Origin of the sequence: Pseudomonas chlororaphis (assembly GCF_001921865.1) — a bacterium.
GTDB classification, from domain to species: domain Bacteria; phylum Pseudomonadota; class Gammaproteobacteria; order Pseudomonadales; family Pseudomonadaceae; genus Aquipseudomonas; species Aquipseudomonas chlororaphis_D.
This window is the reverse complement of the sequence record NZ_MSCT01000009.1, coordinates 456,365-469,669: the sequence shown is the minus strand read 5'-3', so window position 1 is coordinate 469,669 and position 13,305 is coordinate 456,365. Positions and strand designations below refer to the sequence as shown.

Annotated in this window: 12 protein-coding genes; 7 read left to right on the top strand and 5 right to left on the bottom strand. The window is 67.1% G+C overall.

The genetic code is table 11. The features are described 5' to 3' along the window. Positions 1-63: 63 nt before the first annotated feature. From BTN82_RS12150 to BTN82_RS12140, 3 genes are all read right to left on the bottom strand, one after another. Positions 64-2,514 carry a TonB-dependent siderophore receptor gene (locus tag BTN82_RS12150; RefSeq protein ID WP_075119356.1) on the bottom strand — a complete coding sequence of 817 codons (2,451 nt, stop codon included), beginning with the start codon at positions 2,512-2,514 and terminating at the stop codon, positions 64-66. Positions 2,515-2,597: 83 nt separating this feature from the next. Next, a complete protein-coding gene (locus BTN82_RS12145; RefSeq protein ID WP_081375456.1) occupies positions 2,598-3,527 on the bottom strand; it encodes a FecR family protein in 930 nt (309 codons plus the stop codon). A gap of 5 nt (positions 3,528-3,532) precedes the next feature. Beyond that, entirely contained in the window at positions 3,533-4,030 is a 498-nt protein-coding gene (locus BTN82_RS12140) for an RNA polymerase sigma factor (RefSeq protein WP_081375455.1), read from the bottom strand. A gap of 172 nt (positions 4,031-4,202) precedes the next feature. Here BTN82_RS12140 and BTN82_RS12135 point away from each other — a divergent pair, with 172 nt between their 5' ends. The 7 genes from BTN82_RS12135 to BTN82_RS12105 all read left to right on the top strand — a co-directional run bounded on the left by BTN82_RS12135 (position 4,203) and on the right by BTN82_RS12105 (position 11,006). After that, positions 4,203-4,520, top strand: coding sequence for a hypothetical protein (locus BTN82_RS12135; protein ID WP_075119353.1), 318 nt, complete (start codon positions 4,203-4,205; stop codon positions 4,518-4,520). 248 nt (positions 4,521-4,768) lie between these two features. Continuing rightward, the gene (locus BTN82_RS12130; RefSeq protein WP_075119352.1) at positions 4,769-6,247 is read left to right on the top strand and encodes a tyrosinase family protein; all 1,479 of its coding nucleotides are present in this window, start codon (positions 4,769-4,771) and stop codon (positions 6,245-6,247) included. Between the two features lie 10 nt (positions 6,248-6,257). Then, positions 6,258-7,031: a DUF2182 domain-containing protein gene (locus BTN82_RS12125; protein WP_075119351.1), complete on the top strand. Its 774-nt coding sequence runs from the start codon at positions 6,258-6,260 to the stop codon at positions 7,029-7,031. After that, complete coding sequence (locus tag BTN82_RS12120; RefSeq protein WP_075119350.1) at positions 7,024-9,123, top strand: hypothetical protein; 2,100 nt, start codon at positions 7,024-7,026, stop codon at positions 9,121-9,123. The genes BTN82_RS12125 and BTN82_RS12120 overlap by 8 nt, the downstream gene beginning before the upstream one ends. Positions 9,124-9,181: 58 nt before the next feature. After that, positions 9,182-9,517, top strand: a complete 336-nt coding sequence (locus tag BTN82_RS12115) for a hypothetical protein (protein WP_075119349.1) — start codon at positions 9,182-9,184, stop codon at positions 9,515-9,517. A gap of 149 nt (positions 9,518-9,666) precedes the next feature. Beyond that, positions 9,667-10,284 carry a DNA-3-methyladenine glycosylase family protein gene (locus BTN82_RS12110; RefSeq protein WP_075119348.1) on the top strand — a complete coding sequence of 206 codons (618 nt, stop codon included), beginning with the start codon at positions 9,667-9,669 and terminating at the stop codon, positions 10,282-10,284. A 449-nt stretch (positions 10,285-10,733) separates the two neighbouring features. Next, entirely contained in the window at positions 10,734-11,006 is a 273-nt protein-coding gene (locus tag BTN82_RS12105) for an Ada metal-binding domain-containing protein (RefSeq protein ID WP_075119347.1), read from the top strand. Here the strand turns inward: BTN82_RS12105 and BTN82_RS12100 are convergent. Continuing rightward, the gene (locus BTN82_RS12100) at positions 10,990-12,087 is read right to left on the bottom strand and encodes an extracellular solute-binding protein (protein WP_075119346.1); all 1,098 of its coding nucleotides are present in this window, start codon (positions 12,085-12,087) and stop codon (positions 10,990-10,992) included. The two genes, BTN82_RS12105 and BTN82_RS12100, sit on opposite strands and share 17 nt — an antisense overlap. A gap of 3 nt (positions 12,088-12,090) precedes the next feature. Then, positions 12,091-13,215, bottom strand: coding sequence for an agmatine deiminase (gene aguA / locus BTN82_RS12095; protein ID WP_075119345.1), 1,125 nt, complete (start codon positions 13,213-13,215; stop codon positions 12,091-12,093). Between the last annotated feature and the right edge of the window lie 90 nt (positions 13,216-13,305).

Below are 13,305 nucleotides of genomic sequence, written 5' to 3'. Positions count from 1 at the left end.
GAAAAATGCCCGTATCTTGCGATACGGGCATTTTTTTTCAGCGCGGGTTTACCCCTCGAAGCATCAGAAATCCCACTTGGTGGTGAGCATCAGGTTGCGCGGCTCGCCGTAGTAGGTGGTGTCGAAGTTGCCCAGGCCCGTCAGGTACTTTTTGTCGAAGACGTTGTTGGCGTTGACGGTGAAACTCAGGTGCTCGTTGTACTGGTAGCGCGACATCAGGTCGACCAGGCTGTAGCCGCCCTGGCGGATCCGCGTGTAGTCGCCGACGGTGGCGCTGTAGATCTTGCCGTAGTAGCCGCTCTGCCAGCTGATGCCGCCGCCGACCGTGACCTGGTCCAGCACGCCGGGCAGGCGGTAGGTGGTGAAGACCCGCGCCGCGTGCTCCGGTCGGGTGGTGGACAGCGGATAGCCGAAGATCCGCTGTTCGTCGGCATCGCGTGTACGGGCGTAGGTGTAGCCAGCGGACAGGTTCCAGCCCTTGCGCAGCTCGCCGGCCAGTTCCAGCTCCACGCCCTTGGTGGTGGTGCCGTCGATGGCCTTGTAGATGCCTTCGTTGGTGATCGGGTTGGTGCCGATGGACTCGGCGACGTTGTCCTGTTCGATACGGAACAGCGCCAGGCTGGCGTTCAGCGCGCCGTCCAGGTAAGCCGCCTTGAGGCCGGTTTCGTAGCTCTTGCCCTCGACCGGCGCCAGGGTCGTGCCGGCATCGTCCTTGTAGATCTGCGGCTGGTAGATCGAGGTGTAGCTGGCATAGACCGAGTAGACATCGTCCAGGTCGTAGACCACCCCGGCGTACGGCGTGACCACTCCATGTTCCTTGTAGCTGGCGTGGGTGTCGTCCAGCCCGGCGCCGGCGTTGTAGCGGTAGTCCTCGTCGTACTTGAAGGTGCTCAGGCGGCTGCCGAGGATAAACGACAGATCGTCGGTCGGGCGCAGGCGGGTCGCCAGGTACACCGCGTTCTGGCTCTGGGTGCGCTGGTACTTGCCGTTTTTCGGGAATTCCTGTTCCGGCAGCTTGCCGTTCCAGTCGTAGATGCTCCCCGGCACCAGGCCGAACGCGCTGGTGTCGTAGGTGGCGCCGGTCTGCCGCGAATGGGAAGCCATGACGCCGGCCACCAGGTCATGCTCGCGGCCGCCCAAAGTAAATGGCCCGGAGACATTCACATCGGCGGTGTTCTGTACGCGGTGGCCTTCCCAACGGCCCCAATACAGGAACATGCCTTCGCCGGTGGTCCGGTCCGGGTTGCCGCCGCTGGCCGAGGCCAGGCGGGTATCGTGGTCGGTGGTCTTCTGGTCGAGGCTGACCTTGAGTTTCCAGTCGTTGGCCAGCGCCTGTTCCAGGGCGGCGAAATAGGTCACGGAATCGAAATCGCGGCGGCTCCAGTCCGCCCCCGGGTTGAAGCTGCGGGAGAAATCGGTGCGGCCGCCGTCGGCGAAGTAGGTCGGGTTACCGGTCCAGGACGTGCCGCGCGGCGTCACGCTCTGCTGGTCGATCCCCAGGGTCAGCAGGGTGTCCGGCGTCAGGTCGGCCTCGAGGATGCCGTAGAACAGGTCCTTCTTCTGGCTGTAGTGGTCCAGGTAGGAATTGCGGTCCTGATAGGCGCCGACCACACGCCCGCGCACGCTGCCAGACTCGTTCAACGGGCCGGAAATATCGCCCTCGCTGCGGTAGTTGTCCCAGGAACCGGCGGTGCCGCTGATCGAGGCCTTGAATGCCTTGGTCGGCTTCTTGCGTATCAGGTTGACGGTGGCGGACGGATCGCCCGAACCAGTCATCAGGCCAGTGGAGCCCTTGACGATTTCGATGCGGTCGAAGGTCGCCGTGTCGACGTAGGTCGCCGCTTCGCCGTAGACCCCATCGTAGATACGGTTGACGCCGTCGTACTGGTAGTTGGTGATGGCGAAGCCGCGGGTGGAGAACTCCATGCGGTCGCTGTCGTAGGCCTGCTGGGTGATGCCCGGGGTATTGCGCAGAACATCACCGACCGCCTGCGCGCCGTGGTCGTCCATCTGCTGGCGGGTGACCACCGTCACCGATTGCGGGGTCTCGCGAATCGACAGCGGCAGCTTGGTCGCCGTCTGCGTCACGCCCGTGGTGTAGGAACCCGTGCCTTCGGTGGTTTCGCCCAACTGCTGGCCGCCGATGGTGGTCGCGTCCAGTTGCAGGGGCCCGTCGCGCTCCGGCAGTTTTTCCAGCATCACGCTGGCGCTGCCGGTCGCGCGCCAGGTCAGGCCGCTGCCCTGGAGCATCTGCCCGAGGGCGTCGCGTGGTTCCTGGCGGCCGCTGACCGCATGGCTCGACTTGCCCTGCACCATGTTGCCGTCGTAGATCACCTGCAAGCCGCTCTGCGCCGCCAGGCGATTGAGCGCGCTGCCCAAGGGCTGGACGCCGATCTCCAATGGCACCGGCTCGGCCAGGACCAGCCCCGGGGCCAGGGCGCACAGCAAGGAGATCCGGCTCAGGGCCGGTGCCAGGGATCGGCCCTGAAAACCTGGGAATAGCGGACGCTGCATCGGGGTTCCTCTCTAATGAATACGAAGCATTATCGTTTTTAGAGAAGAAAGACGGGCGAGCCGCGCGGACCCGTAAAAATAATTCAGCCGCGGCTGCGGAACACCGTCAGGTAGCCGGTGTAGTGCTGGATTTTCAGCGGGAACACCTGCTCCAGCGTGGCCAGGCCTTCGTCGAGACGATCGAGCTGGAAAGTGCCGCTGACCTTGAGTTCGCGCAACCGGTCGTCGCCGATCAGCATGAAGCCCGGGCGATAGCGTTCGAGCTGTTCGAGCACCTGGGCCAGGGGCGCCTGGTCGAATACCAGCCGCCCGTGCCGCCAGGCCAGGGCGTTGTCGGTATCGACCGGGTGTTTCGCACCCAGGCCCGCGGCTTGCCGCGCCACCGCCTCGCCGGCCTGCAACACCACCTGGGAAGCGGCGTCGCTGACCGCGACCCGGCCACGGGCGACGATGACCTGCGCCTGCGGCCCCTCGCGGCGCACCGCGTACACCGTCCCCAGCGCCGTGGCCCGCACCTCCCCCGCTTGCACGCTGAACGGCCGCGCCGGGTCGTGGGCCACGTCGAACAGCGCTTCGCCCTTGCGCAGGACGATCTGCCGCGCGTTCGGCGTCAATTGCACATCCAGCGCGGAGTCCGCGTCGAGGGTGATGCGCGAACCGTCGGCCAGCTGGATCTGTTGCTGCTCGCCTTGCGCGGTGCGGTAGTCGGCATCCCAGGCATTCTGGCGGACCAGCAACACGCCCAGGCCCAGCAGCAATACCGCGGCGCTGGCCAGCGCCCAGTGCCGGCGCGACGGACGCCGGGCTTGCGGCGCGGCCAGTTGCCCGCCCAGTTGCCACAGCCGCCGGGCCTCGACGAAGGCCTGTTGATGGGCCGGGGCCTGCTCGCACCAGGCGCGGGCCGCGGCGATGTCGGCGGGCTGCGCATCGCCCGAAGTCAGGCGAATCACCCAGGCATGGGCAACGCGGTGAACCTCGGGTTCGGGGGCGTGGGAGAGAGGCTGATCGTGCATGGCGGTCAACGGTGCAGGCATTGGCGGAGAAAGTCGAGGGCCGTGGCCAATTGTTTTTCCACGGTGCTGACCGAAACGCCCAGTTGCCGGGCCACCTCCTTGTGCGGCAGACCTTGCAGGCGGCACAGCAGGAAAATCTGCTGGCACTGTGCCGGCAGCCGCAGCAGCGCCGCGTCCATCGCCGCCAGCTCGCGCTGGGAAGCGACCACGTCGAACAGCTCGGGGCTCTCCCCCGTGACCTCGTAGAGATAGGCCATGCCCTGGTCATGCTGGTCCCGCGTGCCCCGGCTGCGGGCGTGGTCGATGGCCAGGTTGTGGGCCACGCGGAAGATGAACCCGCGCAGGTTCAGCACCGGTTTGCGCGGCGGCTGGCGCAGCATGCGCAAGTAGGTTTCCTGGGCAAGGTCGGCGGCGGTCTCGGTATTGCGCAAATGCCGATACAGAAACGAGCGCAACTCTCCCGCATGGGTCTTGAAGGCCAGTTCCAACTCTTCGGTGGTCATGCTCGACATTCGCTGCGGTGTCATGCGACGGAAAGGCCGCAGACTCTAAAGATAACCGTTCGCATTTACAATGCGCCGCGTCATATATTTGCACCCGCGAAAAACCCGCGCTTCGCGCGCGCGCCCCCTGGCAAAATAAGCACCCTGCCCCCGCCCAGCCGAGACCGTCCTCATGCCAAGCACCGCCGCCCTCACCGCCCGCGAGGTCTGCCAGGTCCTCAGGGATCTGGCCCTGGGTACGCGCACCCCGGGCCCGTCGAGCCACCGCGTGCAGCGGGCCGACCACAGCGACCAGGTGCTGTTCGAGACCGACGGCTGGACGCTGACCCTGGTCAACCATGGCCAGACCCTGAGCCACTGCGAAGCCTGCCGCGCGCCCGACGGCCGAAGTGAAACGCTCGACGCCTGGCAGCGCTACGGCACCGACCCGGTCAAGCTTTTGAGCATCTGGGAACATGAGCAATTGCAGCGGCTGCTGCGGGCCTTGTGAGCGGGCGAATCAGCCGTCCCTCCAGGCCGGGAAACCACAGGGCCTATGTCGTTCATCGGGATAATGGGAATTCGCCATTAGCTTTTTTCCGGGCCTCTATACTCAATTTCCAATAGGCCTGCTTCGGCACGGCAGGCCTTACGAACGCAGTTGCGCCGTGAACATGCAGTCGCCAGCGGCAAAGGATTGCGAAGGGGGCGGCGCGACAGGCACCGCCCCGACCTGATGCCGCAAGGGAGGGTGCATTCATGACCACGGTTAGACAGGATGTAGCGACACTCGGCTCCGGATGGGACAACAAGGTCTTGTACAACTACGCGCTGGCCATGCGCGAACTGGACAAGCTGCCGATCACCGACCACAACAGCTGGAAATTCCTCGGCGCCATGCACGGCTTCGACCGCCAGCTCTGGGTCGAGATGAAGGTGCTCGGCGACGCCGACCCGGTACCCAAGGACCTGACCAACTTCACCTACGGCAGCCAGTGCCAGCACGGCAGCTGGTACTTCCTTTCCTGGCACCGCGGTTACCTGGCGGCCTTCGAGGCGATTGTCGCGGCCAAGGTGAAGGAACTGACGGGCGACGCCTGGGCGCTGCCGTACTGGAACTACCTCAACAGCAAGGACCCCAATGCCCGGCGGGCCCCGGAGGCGTTCCTGCTGGACACGTTCGACGGCGGCCCCAACCCGCTGAAGAAATACCCGCGCCGGCAGGGCTTCAGCAAGCTGCAGCCGAGCTCCCTCGATGCGTTCAGCCTGGCGGCGATGCAAGAGAACGATTTCCAGGTCGGCAACGATGGCAGCATCGGTTTCGGTGGCGGCGTCACCGGCAAGTTCGCTCAGTTCGCGCGCTGGACCGGCGACCTGGAGAACAACCCGCACAACACCGTGCATCGCCTGATTGGCGGTGGCGAAGGCTTTATGGCCGACCCCTACCTCGCCGCCCTGGACCCGATCTTCTGGTTGCACCATTGCAACGTCGACCGGCTCTGGGAAGCCTGGATGAACACCGCGGGCAAGACCATGGTCCGCGATCCGCGCTGGCTCGACGGCCCGTCCGACCGGCGCTTCATCATGCCGGTGCCGGGCAGCGCCACGGGCATGAAGTTCTCCGGCCGCGACACCTTGAAGGGGGGCAAACTGCACCCCAGCTATGCTGACTTGAACATCGGTACCGGGGTGAAACCAGGAGTAGAGACCGTGACACGGGTCAAGATGGGTGCGCCGGAACACCAGAGCATCGAACCGATCGGCGCCAACCGCTCGGTCGTCACCGTCGGCGGCGCGCCCGTGCGCACCCAGGTCGACCTCGCCCGCGACGCCACCCATACCGGTATCGCCGCAATGGGCGCGACGGCCCCGGGCGAACCGGTAACCCGCCTCTACCTGGCACTGGAATCGGTGCGCGGCTCCGCCCCGTCGCCTCAGCTCGAGGTGTACATCAACCTGCCCAAGGACAGCGATCCGCAGCAGCACCCCGAGTACCACGCCGGCAGCCTGACCCTGTTCGGACTGAACGTCGCCTCGCGGCCCGACGGCGGCCACGGCGGCAACGGGCTCGGCTATACGATCGACATCACCGACCTGGCCCAGCGCCTGACGGATGCCGGCGATTTCGATCCGGACGCGCTGCGGGTGACCCTGGTCCCGGGCGAGCAGATCTCGGCGGACAAGCCAGTGACCGTGGAGCGCATCAGCGTGCTCAAGCGCAGCGGCACCGTCAGCTGAGTCGCGGTTCATGCCATTCGGAACGATCCTGCTCGGCTTCACCCGGGCGCCCTGGCCGTTGCTGTTCGCGACGGCCGGGCTGGGTCTGGCCCTGTGCCTCTACACCGCTGGGCACAGCAGCCTGCCCGCCTTCTGCGGCGCCGTGGAGGGGCTGTCCCTGCTCACCCGCTGGCCCACCGCGCTGGAGGCGGAGCTCGCCCTGAACCCGGCGCAGCACAGGCTGGCGGACTGGGCCTTGATGCTGCTGGCGATGATGCCGCCGTTGCTGGCGATGCCGCTCATGCATGTCTGGCAGTCCAGCCTGCCGCGCCGGCGCATCCGCGCGGCGCTGGTGTTCCTGCTGGGCTACACCGCCTTGTGGCTGGCCGCCGGGCCGCTCCTGATGGTGCTCGCCCTGCTCCTGCAACTGAGCGTGGCCGAAGCGGCGCTGGCCGCTGCGCTGCTGGTTGCCCTGTTGTGGAGCGCCAGCCCGTGGCAGCGCGCGGCGCTCAACCGTGGCCATCGCCTGCGCCGCATCGGTCTTTTCGGCTGGGCCGCCGACCGCGATTGCCTGGCCTTCGGCGCGGCCCACGGCGCCTGGTGCGTCGCTTCGTGCTGGGCCTGGATGCTGGTGCCGCTGCTGGGCGGGACCTGGCACCTTGTGCTGATGCCGGTTGCCGGGGCCGTCATGCTGATCGAGCGCCTGGCCCCAGGCGATCGGCCGCGCTGGCACTGGCCGGCGATCTTCCCCCGACCTGAGCCCTGGCTCCTTACCCTGCGCAAGGCGGCGCACTTCCATGACTAGACGGACCTGCCTGGCCATCGGCGTCAGCACGCTGACCCCGCTGCCCAACCAGACACTGCGCTTTGCCTACCTGGACGGCGCCGTGCTCGCCGCCCGCGCGATCGGCAACTGGGCCCTGAGCTCGGGCTTCGGCGCCGACAACGTGAAGACCGTCGACGACGGCTCCATCGACGGCGCCGACAACCCGGTCACCCGGCAGCGAGTGCAACAAGCGGTGGACGAGCTGTTCCCCCCGGGCGCCGAGGTGGCCGAGCAATTGATCCTGGCGTTTTGCGGCCACGGCCTGACCGACGCCAATATCGGCTCGATCTCCTGGCTGTTCAGCGACTCGCTGCGCCAGAAGTACCGCGTGCTGGCCGACTCGTTCTATACCGAGCTGCTGCTGCACGGCATTCAACGCATCACCCTGATCAGCGATGCCTGCCGCGAAATCCCCAAGAGTATCGACCTGGCGCGCCTGGACCCCGTGCGCGGGATACTGGTGGAAGGCGCGCAAGTGGAAAACCCCAGGTTCGATCGCCTGGCCGCCTGCCAGGACGGGCAACTGGGCTACATGGTGTCCGAGCCGATGTCCAGCGCGCCGGGCAAATGTGTGTTCAGCGGGGTGATCGCCGATGCGCTGTGGGGCATCGAACCGAGCGCCATCAGCAACGGCCTGATCACCACCGCGAGCCTCGGCGTCTGCGTGCGCGCGCGCACCACCGAGCGCGCCAAGGAATATCGCCTCAAGCTCAACCCGCAATGCCTGGTCGACCCCGAATCCGCCCTGCTCTACAACACCGCCACCCCATTGCCGGGCCCCTCCGGCTTGCAGCCCTGGCCGCCCTCGGGAGACGGCACCAGCATGGGCCCCGGGCCGGACCCGGAGCCCGGTGGCCCGCCGGGCTCCGCCGAGGAAAGTATCGAGCGGCTGCACAGCGACCCGGCGTTCCGCCAGCGCATGCTCGGCAACCACTTCGGGCTCAAGCAGCACGACCTGAAGCTTGCAACCGGCCAGGTCGCGATCATCCCCGACGCCAGCAAGGACGTGCTGCAGGACCTGGTGGTGTTGCGCCATCAGGGCCCGCGTTCTCCCGGCAAGACGCAAAAGGTCAAGGCGCTGGTCCAGCGGCTGGAGGCGGATACCGCGGCGGATATGCGCCAGTCCGCCGCCGCCGAGATTCGCCGCGAGATGGAGTTGATCGGCGGCCGGGGCGAGGCGAACCTGCTGGTTTACGGCAATCCCGCGCAGCTGCTGTCCCATGCCCCGATCGAGCACCTGGATTCCACCTTCGTTTTCGAGATGTACCGCGCCCACAGCGATCCTCTGGGGATGCCAGTGCTGGTGGAACTGGCCGATGGCACCTTCACTCCGGTTGTGCCTTACAGCGGCCTGTACACCGTGGTGATGCCCAGTTCCCTCGGCGATCTTTTCCAGGCCTATGGAGTACCCGAGGCGCCCGACAGCTATCTATCGATGCTTGACGCGATCGGCGATTTCGCCGCGGGCCGGTTGCAACCCGAAAACATCGACCGACTGGCCGCCGACCTGCGCCATGAAAAACACGCCGACCCCATGCGGGGGGTGATTTGCGCCTACCTGTACCGTGCCGTTGCCGACTACGACAGCATCCGGCGCCTGGCGTATTTCTATGCCGCCCAGGGCCAGCCGGTGCCGTTCGACATCGCTCTGCTCGGGGCGATGCGGGTGACCCTGGAGGCAGACGGCACCCCGCGCTTGCAGGTACCGGCAGTCAAGGCGCGGGCACCCCGGCCAAAGGCCGCCAAGGCCGCGGACTATGTCAGGCGCGAAACCCCGGCCATCCAGGCCTGGATCGGCGGGCGCTGCCCCTGGCTGGGTCAGGGCTGGGACTATGTCAACGACCCGCGGCCGGAATGGGCGCCCCTCGTCGCAGGGCTGGGCGCCCATGCCAGGGCGATCCGGCGCAGCGGGTCCACGGTGTTGTCGGGCAAGGTGGCCCGCAAGCTGGCAAAAGCCTGGAAGTTGCACCCCTTGACCTTCACCCCTCCTGCGCGACCTCTGCTCGCCACGGCTGTCGCCCAGGCGCCCCTCGACGAAACGAACCTGGCTTTGCAGCGGTCGGAAAAGTGATGGCAGCGAAAATGGGACCGCGTCACAGGGTCCCGCCATTCACACTGGAGGTCTCATCATGAGCGCCCTGACGATCGATGGCTGGTGCAAGACTGGCCATGCTCAAAAATCCGCCCCGCTGGGGGAGATCCATTTCTACGTCGACGGCCCCCTGCACCTGCGCCTGGAAGCCGCCGAGGAACGCCTGCAGGAAACCCAGGAACAGGAGGCCATGGTCGACGTCGACCTGGAGACCCTGCAATTGATCCTGCCCGAAGGGTACGCCCCCTTGTCCGACTGCCGGATGCGCGTCTATTTGCAACACGGCCGCGGCCAGTTCCACCTGGTGGGGCATCGCGCCGGCGACGGCAGCCTGATCTACAGCAACGCGGTGTTGATCGATCAGTTGCTGTAGCGACACCGCGCCGCCGGGGCGCTCCTCGACGCCAGGGTCCGGCCCGGTGTGCGCAACCGGCGGGCCGTGCAGTTCCAGCGCAAGATGCCGAGTGCGGCGCCAGGCATTGCTGGCTATTCTCGGGCAACGCCCTTGCTCCAGGACTTTGTATGCCCGATCCGTTTTTTCAGGCCCGCGCCTTTCTCGCCGGGCTCGACGCCGACTGGGCGCGGCATGTCGAGGCCGTCGGCCCTTGCCTGCACCAGCCCAAGCCGACCCGCGAACCCTACGAGGCGCTGGTGCGGGCGATTGCCTACCAGCAACTGCATGCCCGCGCCGGCGATGCGATTCTCGGGCGCTTTCTCGGCCTGTACGGGCAGGCGGCCTTCCCCTCCCCCGAACAGATCCTCGCCAGCGAGGTCGAGCCGTTGCGCGCCTGCGGTTTTTCCGCCGGCAAGATCGCGACCATTCGCGGCATCGCCGAGGCCGCCCTGAACGGCGTGGTGCCCGGCTACGCGGCGGCCCTGGAGATGGACGACGAAACCCTGGTCCAGCGCCTGACCACCCTGCGCGGGGTCGGCCGCTGGACCGTGGAGATGCTGCTGATCTACAGCCTGGCGCGCCTGGACATCCTGCCCGCCGACGACTTCGGCGTGCGCGAAGGCTACCGCCGCCTCAAAGGCCTGGAGCAACAGCCGACCCGCAAGCAAATGATCGAAATCGGCCAGGCCTTGAGCCCGCACCGCACCGTCGCGGCCTGGTACCTGTGGCGCGTCCCGACCCGCTGATCGCGTCGTCCCCGTAGCCTCTCCGGCGCCGGCGAGATCGCTGCGAGCGTACCGCTCGTACGCAGCCTTCGGCAGCGGCTACATAGCGAGCATGGCGGGGATGTTGAGGTGGCCGCGGTCCCTGTAGCCGCTGCCGAGCCCGCGAGGCTGCGCAAGACCCGCAGGGTCTCTGGCGTCGGCAAGATCGCTGCGAGCGTACCGCTCGTACGCAGCCTTCGGCAGCGGCTACATAGCGGGCATGGCGGGGATGTTGAGGGGGCCGCGGCCCTGTAGCCGCTGCCGAGCCCGCGAGGCTGCGTACGGGGCGCAGCCCCGTAAACCCTGGCGACGCGGTGGGCCTGATGCTCGGCGGTGCCGGGCTGGCGAGCGCTGCGCGCTCGAACGCAGCCTCGCCGTGGCTCGGCAGCGGCTACAGGGGCTGCGGTGGCAGAAGGTGACGGGAGGTCTGGATGAACGGTGAAAGGCGCTGGGTCTTGCTCGATGCCCAGGGCAGGCGTTTTCTCAGCGAGCAGCTGGGCACCTTCGGCGGGCATCGCGGCAGCCGGATCTACGGCCGGCTGGATTGCCCGGCCGCCCTGGGCGCCATCGCCCGCGGCGGTTATGTGCGCCAGCGGGTGTTCTTTGCCGACGAAGCCAGCGCGCGCAGCGCCGGCTATCGGCCCTGCGCGCGCTGCCTGCCGCGGGAGTACGCCGCCTGGCGCATGCTCACAACCCCGACTTGAGGCGGCTGAAGGCGCGGACCAGGGCGCGGTTGAAGGCCTTGCCGTTGTCGTTCTTGCTGTACAGCGAAGCGCGCACCTCAGGCGGCGGGTAAGTCCCCGGGTCGTTGCGGATCGCCGGGTCGACCAGCGCGTCCGCCGCGCTGATGGCATTGGCGTAATGGATGGTGTCGGTGATCGGCGCGATCACCTGCGGGGTCATCAGGTAATCCATCAGCGCCAGCCCGGCCTCCGGGTGCGGGGCGTCCCTGGGGATGACCATGGCGTCGAACCAGATCAGCGTGCCTTCGCGGGGAATGCGATAGCTCAGGGTGAACGGCTTGCGCGCCGCCGCGGCCTGCCCGGCGGCGATCGCCACGTTGCCGTTCCATGACATGGCCACGCAGGTGTTACCGTTCGCCAGGTCGCTGATGTTCAGGTCGTTGTCGAAGTAGCGGATATAGGGCCGGATCTTCGCCAGTTGCTGCTCGGCGAGCTTCAGGTCGTCGAGGCTCTGCCGGTTGATGTCCAGACCCAGGTACTTCATCACCGCGGCGAACACCTCGTTGGGATCGTTGAGCAGGCTGACCCCGCAGTCGGCGAATCGAGCCACCACCGCCGGGTCGAACAGCATCGCCCAGCTGTCGCGCGGCGCATCGGCCAGGCGCTGTTTGACCGCCTCCTCCTGATACCCCACCCCGGTGGTGCCCCAGGCATAGATCCCGGCATAGCGGTTGCCAGGATCGAACACCGCCATGTGCTGACGGAACGCCTCGCCGACCCCGGCCAGGTGCGGCAGGCGCTGCTTGTCCAGCGGCTGGATCGCCCCGCTGGCGATGGCCCGCGACAAATGCTGGCCGGCGGTCAGCACCAGGTCGTAGCCGCTGCGCCCGGTGAGCAGCTTGGTCTCCACGGTTTCCAGGGAATCGAAGTGATCGACCACCACACGGATGCCGCTCTGGCGCTCGAAGTTGCTGAGAGTGTCCGGGGCCAGGTACTCGCCCCAGATGTACAGATTGACTGTGGGTTTAGCCTCGTCGGCCGCCTGGGCGCACCACGGCGCCAGCACCAGCAGCCACGCGCGGCCCAGCCTGTGCAGGTTCATGGCTCAGCCCTCTGCGCCGTTGCGCCGGGGAGCCGCGTATTGCGGCATGGTGATGCAGGCGACGTTGCCGCCGCCGAGAAGAATTTCCCGCGAGTTGTCGATGCCGACGATGCGGTGCCGAGGGAAGAGTTCGGCCAGGGTCGCCAGCGCCGTCTGGTCGTTGCGGTCGCCGAACAGCGGCACCACGATCGAGCGGTTGCCGGCGTAGTAGTTGATGTACGAGGCGCAGATCCGCGTACCGGCCCGGCGTTCGTGGGTGCTGTCCAGCTGGTCGAGGCCTTCGGCCTCGGCGGCGGTCCATTCCAGCACATCCGGCTGCGGCAGCTTGTGCACGATCAGCTCGCGGCCGCGGCTGTCGCGGGTGCTGCGCAGGATGTCGTAGGCCTCCTGGTAGATTTCCCACTGCGGGTCGTCGCGGTTGTCGGTCCATTGCAGCACCACCTCGCCGGGACGCACGAAACACGCCAGGTCGTCGACATGGCCGTCGGTCTCGTCGAACTTGCAGCCCCGCGGCAGCCAGATCACCTGCTCCGCGCCCAGGTAGTCAGTGAGCCGGCGAGTGACCTCGGCCTTGCCCAGGTGCTGGTTGCGATTGCGGTTGAGCAGGCATTGCTCGGTGGTCAGGAGGCTGCCCTGGCCGTCGCTCTGGATGCCCCCCAGCTCGGCGATCAGCGGCGCACGATAGCGGTCCAGGTTTTCGATCTCGAGGATCTTCGCAGCGATCTGGTCGTCCTTGTCCCAGGGGTAATACAGGCCGCCGTCAAGGCCGCCGTAGGCATTGAACTCGAAGTCCACACCGCGCACTTCGCCGCTGTAGTCGTTGACCACGAAACACGGGCCGCTGTCGCGGAACCAAGTGTCGTTGCAGGTCATCTCCACCACCCGCACCTGGGCCGGCAACAGGCGCCGGGCATTGGCGAACTGCGCGGCGGACGCGCAGACGGTGACCGGTTCGCTCTGGGCAATCGCGCTGACGATCTGCACCCAGACCTTCTGCGCCGGCTTGGCGCCGTTGCGCCAGACATCGGTGCGCTCCGGCCAGCCAAGCCAGCAACCGGCCTTGGTTTCGAATTCGCCGGGCAAACGGAAACCGTCGTGTTTGGGGGTAGTGTCGAGCAAGCGGGCCATGGGGCAAACCTCGTCGGTGTGGGGGAATGGCCCTCAAACTAGCGCCACGCCGGGTCCGCGCACCAACGATGAATATTGCGCGACAGTTGA

Excerpts from the sequence above, each read along its gene's own strand:
- BTN82_RS12150 (WP_075119356.1), bottom strand. The coding sequence starts at position 2,514 with ATGCAGCGTCCGCTATTCCCAGGTTTTCAGGGCCGATCCCTGGCACCG.
- BTN82_RS12145 (WP_081375456.1), bottom strand. The coding sequence starts at position 3,527 with ATGCACGATCAGCCTCTCTCCCACGCCCCCGAACCCGAGGTTCACCGC.
- BTN82_RS12140 (WP_081375455.1), bottom strand. The coding sequence starts at position 4,030 with ATGACCACCGAAGAGTTGGAACTGGCCTTCAAGACCCATGCGGGAGAG.
- BTN82_RS12135 (WP_075119353.1), top strand. The coding sequence starts at position 4,203 with ATGCCAAGCACCGCCGCCCTCACCGCCCGCGAGGTCTGCCAGGTCCTC.
- BTN82_RS12130 (WP_075119352.1), top strand. The coding sequence starts at position 4,769 with ATGACCACGGTTAGACAGGATGTAGCGACACTCGGCTCCGGATGGGAC.
- BTN82_RS12125 (WP_075119351.1), top strand. The coding sequence starts at position 6,258 with ATGCCATTCGGAACGATCCTGCTCGGCTTCACCCGGGCGCCCTGGCCG.
- BTN82_RS12120 (WP_075119350.1), top strand. The coding sequence starts at position 7,024 with ATGACTAGACGGACCTGCCTGGCCATCGGCGTCAGCACGCTGACCCCG.
- BTN82_RS12115 (WP_075119349.1), top strand. The coding sequence starts at position 9,182 with ATGAGCGCCCTGACGATCGATGGCTGGTGCAAGACTGGCCATGCTCAA.
- BTN82_RS12110 (WP_075119348.1), top strand. The coding sequence starts at position 9,667 with ATGCCCGATCCGTTTTTTCAGGCCCGCGCCTTTCTCGCCGGGCTCGAC.
- BTN82_RS12105 (WP_075119347.1), top strand. The coding sequence starts at position 10,734 with ATGAACGGTGAAAGGCGCTGGGTCTTGCTCGATGCCCAGGGCAGGCGT.
- BTN82_RS12100 (WP_075119346.1), bottom strand. The coding sequence starts at position 12,087 with ATGAACCTGCACAGGCTGGGCCGCGCGTGGCTGCTGGTGCTGGCGCCG.
- aguA (WP_075119345.1), bottom strand. The coding sequence starts at position 13,215 with ATGGCCCGCTTGCTCGACACTACCCCCAAACACGACGGTTTCCGTTTG.